The sequence below is a fragment of the Pseudomonas azadiae genome (assembly GCF_019145355.1).
Classification (GTDB): Bacteria; Pseudomonadota; Gammaproteobacteria; order Pseudomonadales; family Pseudomonadaceae; genus Aquipseudomonas; species Aquipseudomonas azadiae.
This window is the reverse complement of the sequence record NZ_JAHSTY010000002.1, coordinates 2,195,679-2,216,149: the sequence shown is the minus strand read 5'-3', so window position 1 is coordinate 2,216,149 and position 20,471 is coordinate 2,195,679. Positions and strand designations below refer to the sequence as shown.

Below are 20,471 nucleotides of genomic sequence, written 5' to 3'. Positions count from 1 at the left end.
ATGAAACGCATCCTGATCATCGGCATCGGCGCCGGCAACCCTGACTACATCACGATGCAGGCCGTGAAGGCGCTGAACCGCACCGACGTGTTTTTCCTGATGGACAAGGGCCAGAGCAAAGACAAGTTGATCGACCTGCGCCGCGAGATCTGCCAGACCTACATCACCGAGCCCGGCTACCGCTTCGTCGAGGCCGCGTGCCCCGAGCGCGCGCGTGGCGATATCGACTACACCACGGCCGTGCAGGACCTCAACCGCGACAAGCAGCAGACTTTCGAGCGCATGATCAACGAGGAAATGGCTGACGGTGAAGTGGGCGCTTTCCTCGCCTGGGGCGACCCTGCGCTGTACGACAGCACCCTTCGCATCCTGCAGGCGATCCTGGCCAGTGGCCGTTGCACCTTCGAGTTCGAAGTGATCCCCGGTATTACCAGCGTCCAGGCCCTGGCCGCGCAGCACAAAGTGGCGTTGAACCGCATTGGCAAGTCCGTCGAGATCACCACCGGGCGGCGCCTGGCGGCGGGGCAGGCGAGTGATGCCGATACCCTGGTGGTCATGCTCGACGCCGACGACGCCTACCGCACCGTGGCCGATCAAGACCTGGAGATTTATTGGGGGGCCTACCTGGGCACGCCGGACGAGATCCTCATCAGCGGCAAAGTCAGCGAGGTAGCGCAAGAAATCGAACGGGTGCGCAAGGCCGCGCGCCTGGAAAATGGCTGGATCATGGACACTTATCTGTTACGCAAACCATGAGGTAACCTCCCATGCTCAAACTGTTCGCCCTGGCGCTGACCCTGCTGGTCGGCACCGCCCATGCCGACGATACGCTGCACACCGATTTGCCGTTGTCTTACCTGGAACAGACCCAGGGCAACGCACGTAACCAGCCGCTGGTGATTTTCCTGCACGGTTTCGGCAGCAACGAGCAAGACCTGTTCGGTATCAAGGACGCATTGCCCGCTACCTGGACCTACTTGTCGGTGCGGGCGCCCATGCCGGTGGACGCGAATGGATTCCGCTGGTTTACCAAGACCCCCGGCGACGGCGAGTACGACGGCGTGACGGCCGACCTGCAGAGCAGTGCCCGGCTGATCAAGGATTTTGTCGGCAAAGCCACCGCCAAGTACCACACTCGCAGCGACCGGGTGTTCCTGGTGGGTTTCAGCCAGGGCGCGATCATGTCGTACGAAGTGGCGTTGCGTGACCCGCAGTTGGTGCGTGGGATCGCGGCGTTGAGTGGCAGCGTGTTACCGGTGCTCAAGGCGCAGTTGAAGCGGGATGAGGCACTGGACAAGTTGGCGATCTTTATTGGCCATGGCACGTTGGACCAGGTGCTGCCGTACGCGTCGGCGACCCAGGCGAATGAGGTGCTGACGGGGTTGGGGTTGAAGCCGGAGTTTCATGGGTATGCGGGGATGAACCACACCGTCAGCGAGGCAGAGGTGCAGGACTTGAAGGCCTGGCTGGAGAAAAGCCTGAAATAAACACGGTCAAAAAATATGGGAGCTGGCTTGCCTGCGATAGCGGTGATCCGTGAATGATTTATCACCTGTTCCACCGCTATCGCAGCATAGGTATCTACACATTTTTGTAGTGAGCGGGCTTGTCCCGCGCTGGGTGGCGAAGCCGCCCCAAACCAGGCAACTGTGTTCTATCTGAAACACTGCAGTGTTCTTAATGGGGCGGCTTCGCCACCCAGCGCGGGGCAAGCCCGCTCACTACAGGGATATTTTTCAGTCGTTGAGAGTTGTGTAGATACGTATGGCTATCGCAGGCAAGCCAGCTCCCACATGGATCTATGTCGTATGCAGAATCGGGTTACTTGCCGCCGGTAATCTGCTTTACCAACGCGGCATGCCCTTTCGCATCATCAGCCCGCGAAATGGCCTGAATCACCAACAGGTGATTACCCGAGCCACCCAGGAACGTGGAGTTCAAGGTCTTGCCGCCGCCCTGGGTCGCGGTGCTGTCCACCTGGCGCAGGCCCAGGCCCTTGAACGTCAGCTTTTTCTCGCTCTGTTTCTTGAAGTCAGGCAGGGCAGCGCTCTGGTCCTTGATGAAACCGGCCACGGCACCGTCAAGGAACTGCGCGTCGTTTTCCTTGATGTTCACCCCGTCGTTGCGCACGGTCTCGGCGACGATCACTACGCTTTTCGTGGTCTGGTTGGCGTACATCGTACCTTGGGTGTCCGCCGTTCCGTCTTCGGTTTTGCCGGCCGGCAGGGTGTCGGCAACATAGGCCTTGGGCAGAGTGAAGGTGAACTTGCCGCCCAAGGTGGAGATGGTTTGCGTGGCCGGCTTGGAAGCGGCGAAAACGCTGCCGGCGGTCAGCGCGAGGGCCAGCAGGGCGGCGGTCTTGGTGAAAGTGGCCATGAAGCGCTCCAGGGATAAACGAAATTGCGCCGTATTCTGTCAGAATTTTCGCAAAATCGTTCATCCCCAACTTCACACCTTGTCGGACTCTTCCTCAAGTCGATCCATCTCGAACAGCCGCGCCAGTTCCGTCCGCGCTTCCTGGGCGGTTTGCATGACCTTGGCGGCGTCGTCGTACACCGCGTGTTGCGCGGCCAGCACTTGCAAGTCGTGGTTCTTGAAGCGGGTGATGCGTGCGTCGGCCTGGGCTTGGCTCAAGCCGAGGCCGACCAGGGTGCGGCGGCTCATTTCCAGGCTGGAGTAGAACGTCTCGCGAATCGGCGAAGCATCCAGGTCCACCAGGCGATGCACGTGCTGGCGGTTACGTGCGCGGGCGATGATCTTCATGTGCGGGTAGAGGTTGCGCACCAACTCGGCGGTCTTGATGTTGATCTCCGGGTCATCCATGGCGATCACGAAGAACTCCGCCTGGTCGACCTTGGCCGCGTGCAGGATCTCCGGGCGTTGCGGGTCGCCGTAGAACACCGGCATGCCGCCGAAGCTGCGGGTCAGCTCGATGGTTTCCACCGAGGTGTCCAGGGCGATGAATGAAATGTTCTGCGCGCGCAGGATGCGCGCGACGATCTGGCCCATGCGGCCCATGCCGGCGATGACCACGCGCGGCGCATCGCTTTCGATGGTGCGGTATTCCTCGGGTACTTCCACCGGCTTGACCTTGGGCTTGAACAGCTTTGGGCACACCAGCAACAGCAGCGGGGTCACGGCCATGGAGAGGGTGATGGTCAGCACCAGAATGTCGTACAGGTGGGGTTCGAACAGGCCCTGGTCGCGACCGATCTTGAACACCACGAAGGCAAATTCGCCGCCGGCCGCCAGTACAACGCCCAAGCGCAGGGCGCTTTCCCGGTTGAGGTCGCCCACCAGGCGGCCCACGGCGTAGAGCAGGGGCAGTTTCAAACCGATCAGCAGCAGCGTCAGCCCGATCACCACCAGCGGCGAGCTGAGCAGCAAACCGAGGTTGGCGCCCATGCCCACGCTGATGAAAAACAGCCCCAACAACAAGCCCTTGAACGGCTCGATCTGGGATTCCAGTTCGTGGCGGTATTCCGAGTCCGCCAGCAGCAGGCCGGCGAGGAAGGCGCCAAGGGCCATGGACACGCCCACCAGCTCCATCAACCAGGCGGTCCCAATCACCACCAACAACGCGGTGGCGGTGGAGACTTCACGCAGGCCGGTCTTGGCGACGATGCGAAACACCGGCCGCAACAGATAGCGACCGCCGATGATCACCACGGCGATGCTGCCCAGCACCTGCAAGACATGCCGCAGGCCCTCGGCTTCGGTGGTCGGGTGATTGCTTCCGGCCAACAGCGGCACCAGAGCGATCAGCGGAATCGCGGCGATGTCCTGGAACAGCAAGATGGCGAATGCCAGGCGACCGTGTGGCTGGTTCAACTCCTTGCGTTCGGCCAGGCTTTGCAGGCCAAAGGCCGTCGACGACAGCGCCAGGCCTAGTCCCAGCACGATGGCGCTGTTCCACGCCTGGCCAAACAGCCACAGCGCTACCGCGCCCATCACCACGCCGGTCAGCAGCACCTGGGCCAGGCCGACGCCAAACACCGCCTTGCGCATCACCCACAGACGCTTGGGCGACAATTCCAGGCCGATGATGAACAACAGCAACACCACCCCCAGCTCGGAGAATTGCGCGACACTTTGCGGGTTGCCGATCAGGCCCAGCACGGACGGGCCGATGATCACACCGGCAAACAGATAACCCAGCACCGCACCCAGCTGCAGACGCTTGGCCAGGGGCACGGTCAGCACGGCGGCGAGCAGGAACACCACGGCTGCTTGTAACAGGTTGCCTTCATGGGGCATTGCGAACTCCAGGCTCTTCAAAACCAAATCGACAGGCGCGTATTAGAGCGCTTTTTACAATTTGATAATTGTGTTTTTGCAGCGCGTGAGGCCATGGGAAAGCCTTATTCCTGTCGCGAACTGAAGGTCCTGCGGCCCGTCTCGAAAGATGTACAAACAATTCCCCTGCGTGAGCAAGTGGCGGTTCGTCCGGTTCGTCTACTAACTTTTATGCTCTTGAGTTTATATTCCTTAGGTGGCATATTTGCATGGATTGGGACATTGAATACACGGATGAATTCGGAGCTTGGTGGGAACAATTGGACGCAAAGGAGCAAGTCTCGGTGTCTGCCAGCGTTGATTTACTGGGGCTTTTCGGGCCGGGTTTGCGCTTTCCACACAGCAGTGACATCAAGGGTTCCCGGCATGGCGGCATGCGTGAACTGCGCATACAGCATGCGGGGAGACCCTATCGAGTGTTGTACGTTTTCGATCCGCGACGATGCGCGCTCTTGCTGCTCGGCGGTGATAAAACCGGCCAACGACGATGGTATGACGAGCAAGTCCCAGCAGCAGAAAAGCTGTATGACCTACATTTGGAATCATTGCGTAGAGAGGGCCGTACCCATGGCTAAAAAATTCGCTGAACTTCAAGCCGGCATGACGCCGGAGTCTCGAGCCGAGGCAAAGCAGTTGTTCCAGCAACACCTCAAGGAAATGCCCCTGCACGAGCTGCGCAAGGCTCAGCAGCTGAGCCAGGAGAGCCTGGCCAAGGCATTGAATATCAACCAGGCGGCCGTTTCCAAGATGGAGCGGCGCACCGACATGTACATCAGCACGTTGCGCAACTACATCCGTGCGATGGGCGGTGAGTTGGAGATCATTGCGACGTTTCCTGATGGTCAGGTCAAGATCGACAATTTTGCCTACTGAACGCGGGTGCCATCCCCACTCTTGCCGCACATGACTGGATAGACCAACGGAGGCCTTCTCCCCAGCGGCACGCCGTTGAACCACAGCCTTTGATACTATCGCCCTCCCTCTTCACCAGGAGTCACCGACCCATGCAGCAGCAGTGGGATGAAATGCACCGTACCCGCAAGCCCACGTTTGTACTGTGTGGCGAGCCCCAGGGCGAAGTGCTCAATCTCTACGTTCACGGTTATTCGGCGTTCTTCAACCGGCAGCAACTGGGTAGCTTCAAGGCGCAGTTGGCTGGCATCGAAGGTTCGACCAACCTGATGCTGTTCTGGCCAGCCGGGCATTTCCTGGAAAACCTGTTTGCCCCCTTCAAGGATGTGATGGGCGCGATGCTCGGCGGCGGTAGCCTGGGCGCTGCGACGGTGGGGGTGGGCAAGGCCATTGCGTATTTTCTCGACCACTATAAAAGCGTCGAGGCGCGGGTGGACGAAGTCGCCAGGAGCCTGTTGCCGGAGCTCGCCAGCTACCTGCACGGTGAGTCCCTTGAGGTGCGGCGTATCAACCTGATCGGCCATTCCCTGGGCGCGCGCATTCTGGTCAAGAGCCTGCTGGCCAGCCCTGAAACCGCCCGCGAACTGCCGTTGGACAACTTGCTGTTGATGGGCGGTGCGATTTGCACGTCAAGCCCGTGGGATGACGTGTCGGCGCCACTCAAGGGGCGCGTGATCAACTGCCATTCCAGCAAGGACTGGGCCCTGGCCATGAAGCCGGATACCGAGCGCTGCATTGGCCGTTACGCGATACCGGTGACGCCGGCGCTCAAGGCCAAGGTCACCAACGTGCACCTGGCAAGCTTCGACCACGCCGCCTATTGGCCGCAGTTGCAGACGGTGGTGCAGTACACCGACCTGTTGCACGAGCGGCGCGGCATGATCCGCTCGGACCAGCGCAGCACCGAGGTACGTTTTGCCGAAGAAGACGCAGAGCTTTTCCCGACGCTGGTGCAGGCGCGGCCGGAAGAGTTGAAGTTCCTCGCCGAACTGATGGCGCAGAAGCGCAGTGCATCCGTCGATGCGACGGTGCGTGAGCCGCTCAAGCTGGCCATCGAGTTGCAACGCATGGGCGGCGATACCTTTATGAACCTGGCCCGTGGCCATGGCGTGAGCTATCGCCAGATCGCCGAAGATGTGGTGCGGCGCTTGGGCATCAAGTTCGACGTGCCGCTCGATACCGTTGAATTGGCAGACCTGGAAGCTCAGGTCGCGGAAAAACTCATCGAGCAGTACAAGGACAAGCTCAGTCACGCTGACCGGCAGGTGTTCGACGCGCAACTCAAGGCCGCCGCGCAAAAGGAACAGGGGTTATTCAGCCGTTTCGATGTCGGCCGATCGGCCACCACGGCGTTGAGTGGTACGGCATTGGCCGGGCTGACCGGGTTTATCCTGCGCCGTGGCGCGGCGTCGGCGATTCCGGTGGTGGGGCAAGCGGTGGCGGCGGCGATGCTGCTGGTGAGCGGCGTACGCGCGTTTTCCGGGCCTGCGTATTCGATCACTACTCTGGCGGTACTGGTGATCGGGGTGATCCGCCAGCGCATGGAGCGTGAAGCGCTGAATCAGGAGCTGGACCTGGTGGTGCAAGTGGTCGAAGCGTTCGACCTGCCGCGGGAGACGGTGATGCGCACCGTTGCGTCGGACTGATAAGCTGCGCCTCCATCGAGTGTGTTTGCCTGGAATGCCGCGTGAAATTCAGCCTGCCAAAAATCGCTACCGCCCCGTTTTGCCCGCCGGAAGTGGCGGGCTCCGTCGCCGTTGATCCCAAGGCCTCGTTCTTCAAGCGCGTGCTCATGTTCGCAGGCCCGGGCCTGCTGATTTCCATCGGCTACATGGACCCTGGTAACTGGGCCACGGCCATCGAGGCCGGCTCGCGTTACGGTTACAGCCTATTGTTTGTGGTGTTGCTGGCCAGCCTGGCAGGGATGGCGGTGCAGTGCCTGTGCTCGCGGTTGGGCATCGCCACCGGCAAGGACCTGGCGCAACTGTGCCGCGAACGCTACAGCAAGCGTTCCGCCCGCACCCAGTGGGCGCTGGCGGAAATCTCCATCATCGCCACCGACCTTGCCGAAGTGCTGGGCTGCGCCCTGGCATTTCACCTGCTGCTTGGCGTTTCGCTGACCACCGGTATTGTTATCACCGCCTTCGACACGTTGCTGATCCTGGCCCTTCAGAACCGCGGTTTCCGCCGCCTGGAAGCGATCATGCTGGCGCTGGTGGCGACCATCGGCGTGTGTTTCTTTATAGAACTGGTCCTGATCAAACCCTATTGGCCGGACGTGTTCAGCGGGTTCACGCCGTCATTGTCGGCCATCAGCGATGCCGCGCCGTTGTACCTGGCTATCGGTATTCTCGGTGCCACGGTAATGCCCCATAACCTGTACCTGCACAGCTCCATCGTGCAGACCCGGTTGATCGGCAAGGACCTTGCCAGCAAACAGGACGCAGTCAAGCTGGCCCGTATCGACACCATCGGCTCGCTGGCGCTGGCCTTGCTGGTCAACGCTGCCATCCTGGTGCTGGCCGCAGCCGCCTTCCATAAGACGGGCCACACCGACGTGGTCGAGATCCAGGATGCCTACCATCTGCTCGACCCGCTGGTAGGCGGCGCGTTTGCCAGTATTCTCTTTGGCGTGGCCCTGCTGGCCTCCGGCCAAAGCTCCACCTTCACCGGTACCATCGCCGGGCAGGTGATCATGGAGGGCTACCTCAACCTGCGGATTCCTTGCTGGCAACGGCGCCTGATCACCCGAGGGCTGGCGCTGATTCCGGCGTTTCTCGGCGTGTGGCTGATGGGCGACGATGCCATCGGCAAACTGCTGGTCCTCAGCCAGGTGGTGCTCAGCCTGCAGCTGCCGTTCGCGTTGTACCCGTTGATTCGCATGACCGGCGATAAACAGCTGATGGGGCCGTTCGTGAACCGGCTGCCGACGCGGTTGCTGGCGTGGTTTCTGTTTGCGGTGATCAGTGGGGCGAATGCGTGGTTGATTGGGCAGTGGGTGTTTTGAAATTGATGGTCTACACCAGAATCGCCAAAGACGTGTATTGGGCGACCTGTAGATCAGCCGTCAACAGCTTCATCGGTTCGCTCATGGCCGCTGCAACGATGAGGCGATCAAAAGGGTCTTTGTGATGATGCTCAAGGTCCTTTACCGCAATGGCGTGTTCTGAGGTGATGGGCAATTCGACGAATCCGCTGTCCAGGCAGTACTCACGGATTTCGTCCAGGCTGACACTGAGCTTCCCCAGGCCAACCTTGATCGCCATCTCCCAGAAAGTGGCCGCGCTGATGTAAACCTCAGTTGCATTCTCGATCAGTTTTCGGGCTTTGCCGGATAACCGGGGGTCTTCAGTCAGTGCCCACAGCAGGATATGGGTATCCAGCAGCACTCTCATGAATGACTGTCCTCGAATGCATCGAGCAGCTCACTGGGTAACGGCGCGTCAAAATCCTCGGGGATGGTGAGTTTTCCTTTCATGGCGCCGATTCGCCGACCGTTCGATTTGCCCATCGGAACCAGCTGTGCCATCGCACGTCCATGCTTGGCGATGGTGATTATCTTGCCAGCGGCGGCGTCATCAACCAGTTTTGACAAGTTATTCTTTGCCTCACCCAAGGGTATGGTGATCATGCGGTTCTCTCCCTGTTTTGGCCAAATATAGCCAAAACTTGGCGCGCTATCAAAAACAGCCTGACGGCTGGCGGCGGCGGTTCGCTCAGCACGTGATGGTTTGTGGTAAACGACGTCCATGGCACTTCTCCAAAAAGTTTCGCCAGAGTCTGTCGCAGTGCATGGCACCCATAAATACTGGCCAGCAAATTCAGAATGGAACTACTTATTAAAGTAGGAAATGTCCTCGGCGAACCGTTCGCACATCAACGATCCCAATACGGCACCTGTCCAAAACACTCCACAAAGTAATCAATCACCGTACGCACCTTCAGCGACAAGCGTCGGCTGCCTGGCCACAGTGCCGCAATCTGCTGCGGCTCCAGGGTCGTCGCAACGTCGTACTCGGTGAGCACCGCCCGCAACGTACCGGCACGCAGGCCTTCGCCGATCAACCATGAAGGAAACACCACCAGCCCCAACCCTTGCTCGGCAGCGTGGGTGAGGGTATCGGCATGGTTGCCGGTGATCGGGCCTCTGACGCTGTAGGGCGTCCAGTCCCCCTGGCCTTTGCGGAAGAACCAGCGTTGCTGGCCGGTGATGCCTTTGTAGGCCAGGCACTGATGGCTGGCGAGTTCGTCGGGGTGTCGCGGCGTGCCATGCCTGGCCAGATAAGCTGGGCTGGCGGCGATGCGAAAGCGTTGTGGCGCAAAGATGCGTGCCTGCATGCTGGAGTCGTTGAGCACGCCGATGCGAAACAGCAGGTCGGTGCCATCTTGCAGAGGGTCGACGAAAGTGTCGGTTTGCTGGATATCCAGTTGCAGCTTCGGATAGCGCCGGCACAGCTCGCCGAGCCAAGGCGAAAGATGACGCTGGCCAAATACCATCGGTGCATTGATGCGCACCAGGCCGCTGGGCTCGCTTTCCTGTTCCTGCAGGGCCTGGCCGGCGGCTTCCAGCTGTTGGAGCATCAAGCGTGCATGCCGGCCCAATAAGCGTCCCGCCTCGGTGGGGCTGACCGCCCGGGTATGGCGGTAGAGCAATTGCTGGCCGAGGGCGTGCTCCATCAGCTGTATCTGCCGGGAGATGGAAGAGGGCGCCAGGCCTTCACGGCGCGCCACTTCAGAAAAACTGCCCAGGTCCAGCACCGCGACGAACAGGCGCAGCGCCTTGAAACTCAATTCATTCAAACCTTGCATCACGTCTCCATGCTGTGCGTTTTGCGCAAAGGTGTTGTCTGCATGCTCCCATTTATCGCACAGGATCACCAACGGATAATGCGCGCCATCCAATCCTTTGTTGATGTGCAGGTGATGTATGCAAGTAAGTTCCATCGAGGGCGTGGCCCAGGCCACGCCGAAAAAAAGCTTTTTACGGCTGCTGCTGTTGCCGCTGGTGATTTTGGCCGGCATGGGCCTGTCGGTCGAGGCGGGGTTGCTCGGGCCGCTGGGTGTGCAGGTGGGTCATTTGTGGGCGACCTTGAGCATCTTCGGCGTGGGCTCGGCGATATTGTATCTGCTGCTGTTGTTCAGTGGCCCGCAAAAGGGCCCGGCGCTGTCCGAGCTGCCGCGCTGGCAGTTGATCGGCGGTTTTTTGGGGCCGATTTACGTGGTGGTGCTGACCCTGGCCACGCCGCATATCGGTATTGCAATGACCATGATCGCGATTTTGTCCGGGCAGGTCGGCAAGAGTGTGCTGATTGATCATTTCGGCTGGTTCGGCACGGCGCGCAAACGGGTCAATGGCGAGCGCTGGATTGCGTTGGCGTTGATTGTGGTGGCACTTGTTTTGATTGCGCGAGGTTAAGGCGATGAATCTGATTCTGTTATTGGCAGTGGTGGTGGCCGCTGGCGCGGTGTTGAGTGTGCAGGCCGCGATCAATGGCCGTCTGGGCCAGGCGGTCGGTGTATTGCGCGGCAGCCTGTTGACCTTTGTGGTGGGTGCGGTTGTCACCGCCTTGCTGATTCTGTTCGTTGAACCCGCCCAAACTGTGAGCCTGCTGGATGTGCCGAAATGGCAACTGACTGGTGCGTTGTTCGGGGTGGTGTACATGATGGTGATGGTCGGCGCGGTGCCGATTGTCGGCACGGCCGTGGCGACCGTAGCGGTGATCGTCGGCCAACTGGGCATGGGCATGTTGATCGATAATTTCGGTTGGCTGGGCAACCCGGCCATTGAGCTGTCGGGCAGCCGGATCGTGGCGATGGCCTGTCTGGCCCTGGCACTGGTGTTCATGTACCGCAGCAATACCCGCACCGATCAATGAGTTGAACCATCGCCGACGGCGCACAGTCACTGTTTGAGGTGGGGCGTGCGCCGCACCGGTCACGATTAAATGAGGAGTCTGAACATGCCAGATCAAACGTGTGCCTGCCCACATTGCCGATGTGTGTTGGGCATCGACGCGGTGATGAAGGACGGTAAGGGCTATTGCTGCCAGGGTTGTGCCGAACACCATGCCCATGGTGAGCCGTGTGCGGCGGTAAACGGGTGCGAGTGCGCCAAAGCCGCCCATGACTGACCGCAGTTGAAAACTCTGGGAGCCCGCTTGCCTGCAATGGCCATCTCTTTGTAGTGAGCGGGCTTGCCCCGCGCAGGGCGTGAAGCGGCCCCAAAACCAGGCTACTCGGTTCTATGCGGACTCGGCGGTGTCTTTTATTGGGGGCGGCTTCGCCGCCCAGCGCGGGGCAAGCCCGCTCACTACAAGAGATTCGTCAGCCATAGGGCGTTGTGTAGATGGCTATTGGATTTCCAGCTCAAGCCTCAGGCTATCGTCGGACAGACGTTGGCTATCCTTGACCACGCCGCTGGTTCGCCGCCCATCCAGGGCGACCACCACGGTGTGCGCTGCGTGCAGATCGTCCGGCAACGGCTGGAAGACCTTCAGTACCATCCCGTCTGTTTGACGCTGCACGGCCACTTGGCACTCGGCATGCTTGGCCATCGGCCCGAACAGCGTGTCCTGGGTGTAGTCGATGCGCGCTCGGCCAGTGACCGGTTCCAGTGAATTCATGGGTATCTCTCCTCGATCAAGCCTGGGCGCGCGCATCGGAGCGGCGCCATTGCACGCCGGTGAGGCCGAACTTTTCGGCTTGCTCCTGGCTGGTTTTCTTCACCTGTTCACGCGCGAACCGACCGATACGGCCTATGCCTGCATCACAGCTCGCCCAATGCCAGGCTTCCAGGTTGTCGAGCTTTTCCAGGCGGATAATGAACGACTTGGATTCGCCATGCAGCCTGTAGTCGATCACAAAGAGTTTTGCGTTATTCATTGGTCCATCAACCCTGGTGGTGTAAACAAGTGATCCCCGCCGGCCGCGAAAATTCAGTTGGATTGCCGGGCGGTAGCCATCACCAGGGTTGCCTCTTCCTCAGGCTTCGGGAACACCTTTTTCCCACGCCGACCAGTTCTGCAGGATCGCCTGCACCAAAGGGTTGCCCGCCCGGTAGAGGTTTTCCAGCGCCGGTACGAAGCCGCCCTGGTCCGCGTATTTGAGCAGGTTGTCCACTTCGCTGTAGCCCGGGTAGGGGCGGTCGAAGTCCGAGCCGGCGCGCACCACGGCCAGGCGTTGGATGTCCACCAGACCCTCGCGGCTGGCACGCAGCAGCGCTTCGTAGGTGGAGTTGTCTTCCTGTTGGGTGGTGCAGTATTCGCCTTTGTTGTCAGTGAGCAGCTTGGTCCAGACTTCGGCACGTTCGCTCAGGCGCGTGCCGGAGAACCAGGTGTTGCCTGCCAAGGTGTCGCAACGGGTAACCTGCGGCGGCTGGTTGGCCGGTGCCGCAGGGTAGTGTTTGCGCCAGGCGCTCGATTCTTTGCTTTCACTCAGTTCGACCTTTTGCGACAAGGCAAACGCCTTGGCCTGCAGCTTGGGGTTGAGTTCGAACACTTCAGTCTTGTAGTCCAGCGGTGGTTTCTCGTTGGGCCCCTTGGTGTTGATGCCGATATAGCCCGTCGGCCAGGCCTTGGGCGCGTCCCGCGCGTCGAGTTCCCACTGGGTGCCGAACTCCACCAGGTAGTGCGCCCAGGCGGCGGTGCCGAGGGTGCCGTGCTTGGGGTTGATGCCGGCGATCCCCGCGATCAGGAAATAACTCTGGCGCAGGTCGAACTTGGGCGACAGCGCCAGGGCCAGCGTGGACGCGGCGGCATTGGTCTGGCCCATGCCGGTGACCAGCAGGCACACGTCCTGGGTGTTGCAGCGGATCACCGGGTATTCGGCGGACAGCCCGGGTACACGCACTTCTTGCTTGAGCGCCAGGCGATCGATCCAGGTTTGCGCCTCGGGGGCGAACATGGTGATCAGCATCACTTTGGGTTTGATCGGCGCCGGCGTATCCGCCAGCACCACGTGGGGCAGCAGGGCCAGGCCCACGGCCAGCGAGAGTCGGGTAAGTGCTTTCATCGGTAACGCCTCCATCAGAATTGGTAGCCCACGCCAGCGTAATAACCCCAGCCGTCGGAGCGGGCGCGGAAGTTGCCTTCGCCGAAATTCAACTCGCTGCCATCCTCCCAGTTGCCGCCGTTATGGAAGTAACGGCCGACCAGGCTGAAGCGCAAGTGGGTAAACGAATACAACAGCACGTTGGTCGCGACCAGGGAATTGGCGGTGCGTGCAGGGTTGTCCTTGTGCAGATCCGAGCCGAAGTCGTAGTTGGTAAAGCCGATATAGGTCAGTGAGGCCCCGTTGTCGAACTTGCCGATGGGCACGATGTACTTCATTTGCGCGCGGTAACCGTCCCACGAATACTCATTGCTGGCGCCATAGTTTTCCCATTGGTAGCGCCCGTAGAAGTTGGCCGACAGGTTGACGCGCGAGTGGGTATCGATGTCGGTACCCAAGCCGCTGTACAACGTGTTGGCGCGGTTTTCCTTACGGCTGCCGTGGTCGTAGATCCAATCGAACGCCACGTACCATTCCTTGAACGGCCCGATGGCCAGGCTGCGGCCCGCCAGGTAGTCGATGGAAATACGTGGCTCGTGCTCCATGAACACCGGCGAGCCATGGTCCCACACGCCTTTGTCATTGCTGTTACCGATGGTGAGGATCTTCGGCACGTCGATGTAGCCGTACAGCTCGAAAGGCCCCTTGCGGCCGAAGTACTCATATTCCAGGTAGATATCATCCTGCGGCTTGGGGCCGAAGCTGATGTCTTTGCTGCCGATCAACGTCAGGTCCTGGTTGAACCAGTCCGACAGGTACGCGCCTGGTTTCGCCGGGCCGGCGTCAGGGCTCTGGGTTTTTGGGCTGAGGGTTTCGCCCTGTGCTGAGTCATCGACGGGTTGCGCCTGCGCCAAAATGGGCGCGCTGAGTACTCCCGTAACGGCGGCCAGTAGCAGGGAAACACCAAGGGTGGCAGGACGCCTTGAGGTGGGGTGCATTGAAAATCCCTATTCGTACGCGGTTTGAACCCGATTCTTCGGGTAAGGGTGAACTTGCCGGGCAAGTCCTCACCGCAAACGTTTGCACAGGTTGTACCAACTTGGCTCAATCGATTGATCAGCCTGAAAAAAAGACGATTTAGTCGACCTGTTGGTCAGAATTGACTGGGTGGCATTTTTTCAACGCGTCGGAACAGATGCGTCGCCGTTTCCCGTCGATAGTCGCTCGGCGTCTGGTTCATCTCGATGCGAAAGTGCCGGTTGAAATTGGACAGGTTGGCGTAGCCCACTTCGAAGCAGATGTCTGCCACTGACCGGTCGCTTTGCAGCAACAGCCGACAGGCGCGCTGCACCCGGAACTTGCGCATCAGGTCGATAAAGCCGTGGCCGGTGTTGCGCTTGAAAAAGCGTGAAAAGCCCGGCTCGCTCATCTCCAGTTGCTGCGCGATCACCGACAGGCGTACCTCGCCGGTCAGCTCGCGCATCAAATAGTCGAACGCTTTGTTGATGCGTTCAGCGCTGCGTGCATCCAACGTCGGTGCGTAGCAAGGGCTGGCCAGGGCCTTGACCTGCTGCGTCGGGGCGTTTTTCAAGGCGTTGAGCAGTTGCAGGAACAGGATCAATCGCTGCAGACCATGGGCGCTGCCGATGGCTTCCATTAACTGCGCGGCCTGCGATGCCGTATCGCCGGTGAATTCCAGGCCACGCCGGGCGCGCTCGAACAACGGCTGCAGGTCGCCAAGCTCCGGCAGGGTGGTGCGCAGGGCGAGGAGGGCGGCGCCGTCGAATTGCAGCACCACGTCGCGGCCGGCCAGGTGTTCGCCGGGCGCCAATTCACCGATCCAGTCGTGAGGCAGGTCGGGGCCGATCAGGGCGACATGGCCGGCGTTGAACGCACCAATGTAGTCGCCCGCCACCAGCTTGCCGCTGCCTTGGCGGATCAAGTGGATTTCGAATTCGGGGTGGTGGTTCCAGCGCGCCAGGTCGTAGGGGTAATCGTGTTCGAACCAGCGAAAGCACTGGTCGGGTTCGGGCAGGATCACTTCCAGCTCGGCGGGGCGGTGCTCGAACAGCTTGGCGCGGCTGACAGGCATGGCGGGCTTCTTATGATTCGTGGACGCTTCAAAATACGCGCCTGGGTCGTGGGCGCGCTACCCCCGTTTTGCCCGCCACTGATACTTTTTTGACCGCTGACCCAGGGTTAAAAAAGTATCGGTCGAGCATCCGCCACGGGTTTGTGGGGCTTGGGCCAAGCTGCTGTAATCGGCACTCAAACAAAAACAACAGGTGGAAACCGCCATGTTCCTGAACGGCAAAGCCAAGATCCCGCAAGCCTTGTTCCTGCTTTCCAGCCTGGCGCTGGCGCTGCCAAGCCACGCCGCCGACACCGTGACCATCGCCACGGTCAACAACAGCGACATGATCCGCATGCAGCGCCTGTCCAAGGTGTTCGAGGAACAGCACCCAGGGATCAAACTCAACTGGGTGGTACTGGAAGAAAACGTGCTGCGCCAGCGGCTCACCACCGATATCGCCACCCAAGGCGGGCAGTTCGACGTGCTGACCATCGGCACTTACGAAACCCCGCTGTGGGGCGCCAAGCACTGGTTGGAACCGTTGACCCAACTGCCGGCCGACTATGACGCCGACGACATTTTCCCCTCGGTGCGCCAGGGGCTTTCGGTCAACAACACCCTGTATGCCTTGCCGTTCTACGGTGAAAGCACGGTCACCTATTACCGAACCGACCTGTTCAAGCAGGCTGGCCTGAGCATGCCCGCGCACCCCACCTGGACACAGCTCGGCGACTTCGCGGCCAAGCTCACCGCCAAGGACCAAGGCCAGTACGGCATGTGCCTGCGCGGCAAGGCCGGCTGGGGCGAGAACGTCGCCTTGCTCAGCACCATGGCCAATGCGTTTGGCGCGCGCTGGTTCGACGAACAGTGGAAGCCCGAGCTGACCAGCCCGGAGTGGACCGCTGCCGCCAACTACTACGTCAACACCCTCAAGCAATACGGCCCGCCGGGGGTGTCCAGTAATGGCTTCAACGAAACCCTGGCGCTGTTCAACAGCGGCAAGTGCGCGATCTGGGTCGATGCCAGCGTCGCCGGGTCCTTCACCACCGACAAGGCCCAAAGCAAGGTGGCCGACAGCGTAGGCTTCGCCGCCGCGCCTACCGAAGTGACCGACAAAGGTTCCTCATGGCTCTACGCCTGGTCCCTGGCGATCCCGGCCACGTCCAAGCACAAGGACGCCGCCAAGGCCTTTATCACTTGGGCCACCTCCAAGGACTACATCCAACTGGTCGCCGACAAGGAAGGCATCACCAATGTACCGCCGGGCACTCGCCAGTCCACCTATAGCGAGGCCTATTTGAAGGCCGCGCCGTTTGCCCAGGTGACCCTGGAAATGATGAAGCATGCCGATCCCGCGCATCCGTCGGCCAAACCGGTGCCGTACGTGGGTATCCAGTACGTGACCATTCCTGAGTTCCAGGCGATCGGCACCTCGGTCGGCAAGCTGTTCTCGGCTGCGTTGACCGGCGGCATGTCGGTTGACCAGGCCTTGCTCCAGGCCCAGACCACTACCGAGCGCGAGATGAAGCGCGCCGGTTATCCCAAATAACGCTCCGAACAAGGGACAGGTATTTCATGAAACGACTGGAAGGCAAGAGTGCGTTGATCACCGGATCGGCGCGCGGTATCGGCCGCGCCTTTGCCCAGGCCTACATCGCCGAAGGCGCTACGGTGGCCATCGCCGATATCAACCTGCAAAGGGCCCAGGCCACGGCTGCGGAGCTTGGCCCGCAGGCTTATGCGGTGGCGATGGACGTCACCGACCAAGCCTCCATCGACGGCGCGATTGCCGCCGTGGTGGCCCAGGCCGGCAAGTTGGACATTCTCGTCAACAATGCCGCGCTGTTCGACCTGGCGCCTATTGTCGACATCACCCGCGATAGCTATGAACGGCTATTTTCGATCAACGTCGCCGGCACGCTGTTCACCCTGCAGGCCGCCGCACGGCAGATGATCAGCCAGGGACACGGCGGCAAGATCATCAACATGGCCAGCCAGGCCGGGCGCCGCGGTGAGCCATTGGTGGCGGTGTACTGCGCGACCAAGGCGGCGGTGATCAGCCTGACGCAATCGGCGGGGTTGAGCCTGATCAAGCAAGGCATCAACGTCAACGCCATCGCACCGGGTGTGGTGGATGGCGAACACTGGGACGGGGTGGATGCGCTGTTTGCCAGGCATGAAGGCCTGGCGCCCGGCGAGAAGAAGAAGCGGGTAGGGGCCCAAGTGCCGTTTGGGCGGATGGGCACGGCGGAGGATTTGACGGGGATGGCGGTTTTCCTGGCGTCCAGGGAGGCCGATTACGTCGTTGCGCAGACTTACAACGTGGATGGCGGCAATTGGATGAACTAACTCCTTGCGCGCACTAAGTGTGGGAGCGGGCTTGCTCGCGAAGGCGGTGTATCAGTAACAGATTTAATGTCTGTCACGCCGCATTCGCGAGCAAGCCCGCTCCCACAGATGATTTCAGGCGTTCTGGAAATCGAGGTCAGTCAGCAAAACTGCGATCAAAGAAGTAGATCTCTGCGGGCCTCAGCATTTCCACCGTCGCCTGGGGTCTGCCGCCTTCACCGTGCTTCTTGCGCCCGGTCTCGCGCAAATAGCCTGCCTCAGTCAGCTTGAGCAAACGCTGACGAATACTGGTCTTCAACACCGGCCGCTCCAGCACCAGCGAAAAGATCGCAGTCGCTTGCGGCGCGCTGAATTCTTCGCCCAGGAACATCAAGGGCAAGCTGCTGTACAACGACTTGGAAAACAACCGCTCCTTGACCGCCGCCACAATGCTGTTGTGATCGAAGGGCAACTTGATCCCGCCGTCGGCCACCGCCGTCAGTGAAAACCAGCCCTGGTGCTCGGCCAACGCCACCTCATCGCTCACGATCGCCAGGTAGTAAGTGGACGACGACCAGCAGCGCGGATCACGAAACGCATCCCCCACGGTGCCGACTTGCTCGCTCCAGGCCAACGCCAGCCCAACCTTGTCACTCGCACGCAACCGCTCCACGGCATCCTTGAGGCTCAAATCTTGCACACCGCCGTTGACGACTACACCCGGTAACGCCCAATGCCCGGCGAACGGTTCGGCCTCGCGCTTGTTCAACAGCAGCTTCAGTTCCCCGTCCGCGCGGCAATAAAACAGTACGCAGAGGTCAACGGTATGGAGGTAGGCGCTCAGTGGCATGGGATGTCCTTCTAACAGCGGTAGAGCACAGTCTAACGAATCGAGCCGATATGTCATGTACTTGCTCCAGCACAGATAATCAAATGTTTCTTGCAATGAAAGTACATGACATGTACTTTTGTTTCCAGGCCACAGGAGAACGCCATGACCCTCGCGAAAACCGCCATTGCTTCATTCGACGTCGACGCCCAGAAGAGCTTCACGCCGCTGTGCCCTGATGAGTTGCCCGTGGTCGGGGGCGACTTGATTGGTGCCGAGCTCAACTACATGGCCAGTCTCGCCGGCCATCGCGTCGGCAGCAAAGACGCTCACACGCCGCACGCTCCCTGGGTGGTGAGCCAACACAGCGCGATGCTGCAACCCACCGGCCTGCCCCACGCCGATGTGACCTGGGTGAGCCACTGCGTGCCCGGCACCGAGGGCTTCACGTTGCTGGACGAACTCCCCACTCCCTATGACTACGATTACTTCATCTGGAAAGGCGTCGAGCCCGACCTGCACCCCTACGGCGCCTGCTACCACGACCTGCACGACAAGCTGTCCACGGGCGTGATCGAGTACCTCAAGGCCCGGGGTGTCACCCGCGTAATCGTCGGCGGCCTGGCCCTGGACTACTGCGTCAAGACCACCGCGTTGCAACTGCTCAAGGCTGGCCTGGAAGTGGTCCTGCACCTGCCGGCGTGCCGGGGTATTACCGAGGAGGGCGGCGTACAGGCAATCAATGAGTTGCTCAAGGCCGGTGCCGTCATCAGCAGCACCCGCGAAGAACTGGCCGCGATGGCCACGCGTTAAGGAGATACACCATGGAAAGTGCATACGACTACCAATCCCCGGTCATCCAGGGGCTGCTCGACACTGATTACTACACCTTCACCATGATGCAGGCCGTGTTGCACCAGCACCCCAACGTCGATGTGGAGTACAACTTCATCGTTCGTTCCAGGGAAAAACTGGGCCATTTGATTCCGCAACTGCGCGACGAGCTGGAGAAACTTGCCGGCCTGCACATGCGCGAAGGTGAACTGCGCTTTTTGTTCAACCCACGCTTTCGCGAATACCTTACCCCGGACTACGAGCGCTTCCTCGGCCTGTTCCGCTTCAACCTGCGTTATATCCGCGTCAGTGAAGTCGACGGTCAACTGAACATCCGCGTGGTCGGCCCGATGCTGCACTGCATCATGTTCGAGCAACCGGTACTGGCGCTGGTCAGCGAGCTGCGCAACCGCGACAAATACCCCGACGTGACCCTGGAAGACGTTACCCGCAAGCTCTACCAGAAGTTCGACTGGCTGGAGAAAAACCTCAGCCGCGAGGAGCTGGCCGACCTGCGTGTCTCCGATTTTTCCACGCGGCGGCGCTTGTCGTTCAAGGCCCAGCGCGAAGTGGTCGATATCATGCGCCGCGACTTCCCCGGCCAGTTCCTTGGCACCAGCAACGCGCACCTGGCCTATGAATTCGACCTGCCGCTGATCGGCACCATGGCCCACCAATGGCTGATGGTGCACCAGCAACTGGGCCGTCTGCGTGAAAGCCAGAATGCCGCCCTGGAAAACTGGGTGCATGAATACCGTGGCCGCCTGGGGATGGCCCTGACCGACTGCATCAGCACCGACTTTTTCCTCAAGGACTTCGACCTGTACTTCGCCAAGCTGTACGACGGCCTGCGCCAGGACTCCGGTGATCCTATCGTCTGGGCCGACAAAGTCCTGGCCAGATATAAGGAACTCGGCATCGACCCCATGACCAAAGACCTTATGTTCTCTGACGGCCTCAACTTCGAGAAATGCCTGCCGATCCTGCGCCATATCCGTGGCAAGGCCCGGTTCGGCTTTGGCATGGGCACCAGCCTGGCCTGCGATGTGGAGGGCGTAGAACCGCTGAGCATCGTGATGAAACTGGTCAGGGTGCACGGCGAACCGGTGGTGAAATTTTCGGATGATCCGATCAAGAACGTCTGCGAAGACCCTTCGTTCTTGCAGTACGCAGCACAAGTGTTCAACGTTGGCAGTGTGGAGGTGTGAC

24 protein-coding genes are annotated in these 20,471 nt (G+C 60.5%); 13 read left to right on the top strand and 11 right to left on the bottom strand.

Annotation, left to right across the window (positions count from 1 at the left end; all coding sequences use genetic code 11):
• Positions 1-756, top strand: a complete 756-nt coding sequence (gene cobF / locus KVG91_RS26215) for a precorrin-6A synthase (deacetylating) (protein ID WP_169377449.1) — start codon at positions 1-3, stop codon at positions 754-756.
• An 11-nt stretch (positions 757-767) separates the two neighbouring features.
• Entirely contained in the window at positions 768-1,487 is a 720-nt protein-coding gene (locus KVG91_RS26210; protein WP_169377450.1) for an alpha/beta hydrolase, read from the top strand.
• Positions 1,488-1,821: 334 nt separating this feature from the next.
• Here KVG91_RS26210 and KVG91_RS26205 read toward each other — a convergent pair whose 3' ends face one another.
• Positions 1,822-2,376 (bottom strand): DcrB/PsbP domain-containing protein, encoded by a 555-nt coding sequence (locus KVG91_RS26205; RefSeq protein ID WP_169374701.1) that lies wholly within the window; start codon positions 2,374-2,376, stop codon positions 1,822-1,824.
• A 72-nt stretch (positions 2,377-2,448) separates the two neighbouring features.
• The gene (locus tag KVG91_RS26200) at positions 2,449-4,257 is read right to left on the bottom strand and encodes a monovalent cation:proton antiporter-2 (CPA2) family protein (RefSeq protein ID WP_169374700.1); all 1,809 of its coding nucleotides are present in this window, start codon (positions 4,255-4,257) and stop codon (positions 2,449-2,451) included.
• A gap of 248 nt (positions 4,258-4,505) precedes the next feature.
• Between KVG91_RS26200 and KVG91_RS26195 the strand changes: the two genes are divergently transcribed.
• From KVG91_RS26195 to KVG91_RS26180, 4 genes are all read left to right on the top strand, one after another.
• The gene (locus KVG91_RS26195; protein ID WP_169374699.1) at positions 4,506-4,871 is read left to right on the top strand and encodes a type II toxin-antitoxin system RelE/ParE family toxin; all 366 of its coding nucleotides are present in this window, start codon (positions 4,506-4,508) and stop codon (positions 4,869-4,871) included.
• Entirely contained in the window at positions 4,864-5,169 is a 306-nt protein-coding gene (locus KVG91_RS26190) for an XRE family transcriptional regulator (protein ID WP_169374698.1), read from the top strand. The genes KVG91_RS26195 and KVG91_RS26190 overlap by 8 nt, the downstream gene beginning before the upstream one ends.
• 131 nt (positions 5,170-5,300) lie before the next feature.
• Positions 5,301-6,854 (top strand): DUF726 domain-containing protein, encoded by a 1,554-nt coding sequence (locus KVG91_RS26185; RefSeq protein ID WP_169374697.1) that lies wholly within the window; start codon positions 5,301-5,303, stop codon positions 6,852-6,854.
• Between the two features lie 41 nt (positions 6,855-6,895).
• Positions 6,896-8,215, top strand: a complete 1,320-nt coding sequence (locus KVG91_RS26180) for an Nramp family divalent metal transporter (protein ID WP_169374696.1) — start codon at positions 6,896-6,898, stop codon at positions 8,213-8,215.
• A 10-nt stretch (positions 8,216-8,225) separates the two neighbouring features.
• Here KVG91_RS26180 and KVG91_RS26175 read toward each other — a convergent pair whose 3' ends face one another.
• From KVG91_RS26175 to KVG91_RS26165, 3 genes are all read right to left on the bottom strand, one after another.
• A complete protein-coding gene (locus KVG91_RS26175; protein WP_169374695.1) occupies positions 8,226-8,603 on the bottom strand; it encodes a type II toxin-antitoxin system VapC family toxin in 378 nt (125 codons plus the stop codon).
• Positions 8,600-8,959, bottom strand: a complete 360-nt coding sequence (locus tag KVG91_RS26170; RefSeq protein ID WP_178114981.1) for a type II toxin-antitoxin system Phd/YefM family antitoxin — start codon at positions 8,957-8,959, stop codon at positions 8,600-8,602. The genes KVG91_RS26175 and KVG91_RS26170 overlap by 4 nt, the downstream gene beginning before the upstream one ends.
• 125 nt (positions 8,960-9,084) lie before the next feature.
• The gene (locus tag KVG91_RS26165; protein ID WP_169374694.1) at positions 9,085-10,017 is read right to left on the bottom strand and encodes a LysR family transcriptional regulator; all 933 of its coding nucleotides are present in this window, start codon (positions 10,015-10,017) and stop codon (positions 9,085-9,087) included.
• Between the two features lie 118 nt (positions 10,018-10,135).
• Here KVG91_RS26165 and KVG91_RS26160 point away from each other — a divergent pair, with 118 nt between their 5' ends.
• From KVG91_RS26160 to KVG91_RS26150, 3 genes are all read left to right on the top strand, one after another.
• Entirely contained in the window at positions 10,136-10,624 is a 489-nt protein-coding gene (locus KVG91_RS26160) for a DMT family transporter (protein WP_169374693.1), read from the top strand.
• A gap of 4 nt (positions 10,625-10,628) precedes the next feature.
• A complete protein-coding gene (locus KVG91_RS26155) occupies positions 10,629-11,084 on the top strand; it encodes a DMT family transporter (protein ID WP_169374692.1) in 456 nt (151 codons plus the stop codon).
• Positions 11,085-11,168: 84 nt separating this feature from the next.
• Positions 11,169-11,339: a metallothionein gene (locus KVG91_RS26150; RefSeq protein WP_169374691.1), complete on the top strand. Its 171-nt coding sequence runs from the start codon at positions 11,169-11,171 to the stop codon at positions 11,337-11,339.
• A 219-nt stretch (positions 11,340-11,558) separates the two neighbouring features.
• Here the strand turns inward: KVG91_RS26150 and KVG91_RS26145 are convergent, their stop codons facing one another.
• From KVG91_RS26145 to KVG91_RS26125, 5 genes are all read right to left on the bottom strand, one after another.
• On the bottom strand, positions 11,559-11,831 hold the full coding sequence (locus tag KVG91_RS26145; protein WP_169374690.1) for a hypothetical protein: 273 nt from the start codon (positions 11,829-11,831) through the stop codon (positions 11,559-11,561).
• Positions 11,832-11,847: 16 nt separating this feature from the next.
• Positions 11,848-12,090, bottom strand: coding sequence for a DUF6555 family protein (locus KVG91_RS26140; RefSeq protein WP_169374689.1), 243 nt, complete (start codon positions 12,088-12,090; stop codon positions 11,848-11,850).
• 99 nt (positions 12,091-12,189) lie between these two features.
• Positions 12,190-13,218 carry a purine-nucleoside phosphorylase gene (locus tag KVG91_RS26135; protein WP_169374688.1) on the bottom strand — a complete coding sequence of 343 codons (1,029 nt, stop codon included), beginning with the start codon at positions 13,216-13,218 and terminating at the stop codon, positions 12,190-12,192.
• A gap of 14 nt (positions 13,219-13,232) precedes the next feature.
• Entirely contained in the window at positions 13,233-14,195 is a 963-nt protein-coding gene (locus tag KVG91_RS26130; RefSeq protein WP_169374687.1) for a nucleoside-specific channel-forming protein Tsx, read from the bottom strand.
• A 155-nt stretch (positions 14,196-14,350) separates the two neighbouring features.
• A complete protein-coding gene (locus KVG91_RS26125) occupies positions 14,351-15,289 on the bottom strand; it encodes an AraC family transcriptional regulator (protein ID WP_169374686.1) in 939 nt (312 codons plus the stop codon).
• 205 nt (positions 15,290-15,494) lie between these two features.
• On the opposite strand from KVG91_RS26125, the gene KVG91_RS26120 reads away from it, so the two are divergent.
• Positions 15,495-16,820 (top strand): ABC transporter substrate-binding protein, encoded by a 1,326-nt coding sequence (locus tag KVG91_RS26120; RefSeq protein ID WP_169374685.1) that lies wholly within the window; start codon positions 15,495-15,497, stop codon positions 16,818-16,820.
• A gap of 26 nt (positions 16,821-16,846) precedes the next feature.
• The gene (locus KVG91_RS26115) at positions 16,847-17,620 is read left to right on the top strand and encodes an L-iditol 2-dehydrogenase (RefSeq protein WP_169374684.1); all 774 of its coding nucleotides are present in this window, start codon (positions 16,847-16,849) and stop codon (positions 17,618-17,620) included.
• A gap of 136 nt (positions 17,621-17,756) precedes the next feature.
• Here KVG91_RS26115 and KVG91_RS26110 read toward each other — a convergent pair whose 3' ends face one another.
• Positions 17,757-18,449, bottom strand: a complete 693-nt coding sequence (locus KVG91_RS26110; protein ID WP_169374683.1) for an NUDIX hydrolase — start codon at positions 18,447-18,449, stop codon at positions 17,757-17,759.
• Positions 18,450-18,593: 144 nt separating this feature from the next.
• Between KVG91_RS26110 and KVG91_RS26105 the strand changes: the two genes are divergently transcribed.
• The gene (locus tag KVG91_RS26105; protein ID WP_169374682.1) at positions 18,594-19,241 is read left to right on the top strand and encodes a nicotinamidase; all 648 of its coding nucleotides are present in this window, start codon (positions 18,594-18,596) and stop codon (positions 19,239-19,241) included.
• A gap of 11 nt (positions 19,242-19,252) precedes the next feature.
• A complete protein-coding gene (gene pncB / locus KVG91_RS26100; protein WP_169374681.1) occupies positions 19,253-20,470 on the top strand; it encodes a nicotinate phosphoribosyltransferase in 1,218 nt (405 codons plus the stop codon).
• Position 20,471 lies beyond the last annotated feature (1 nt).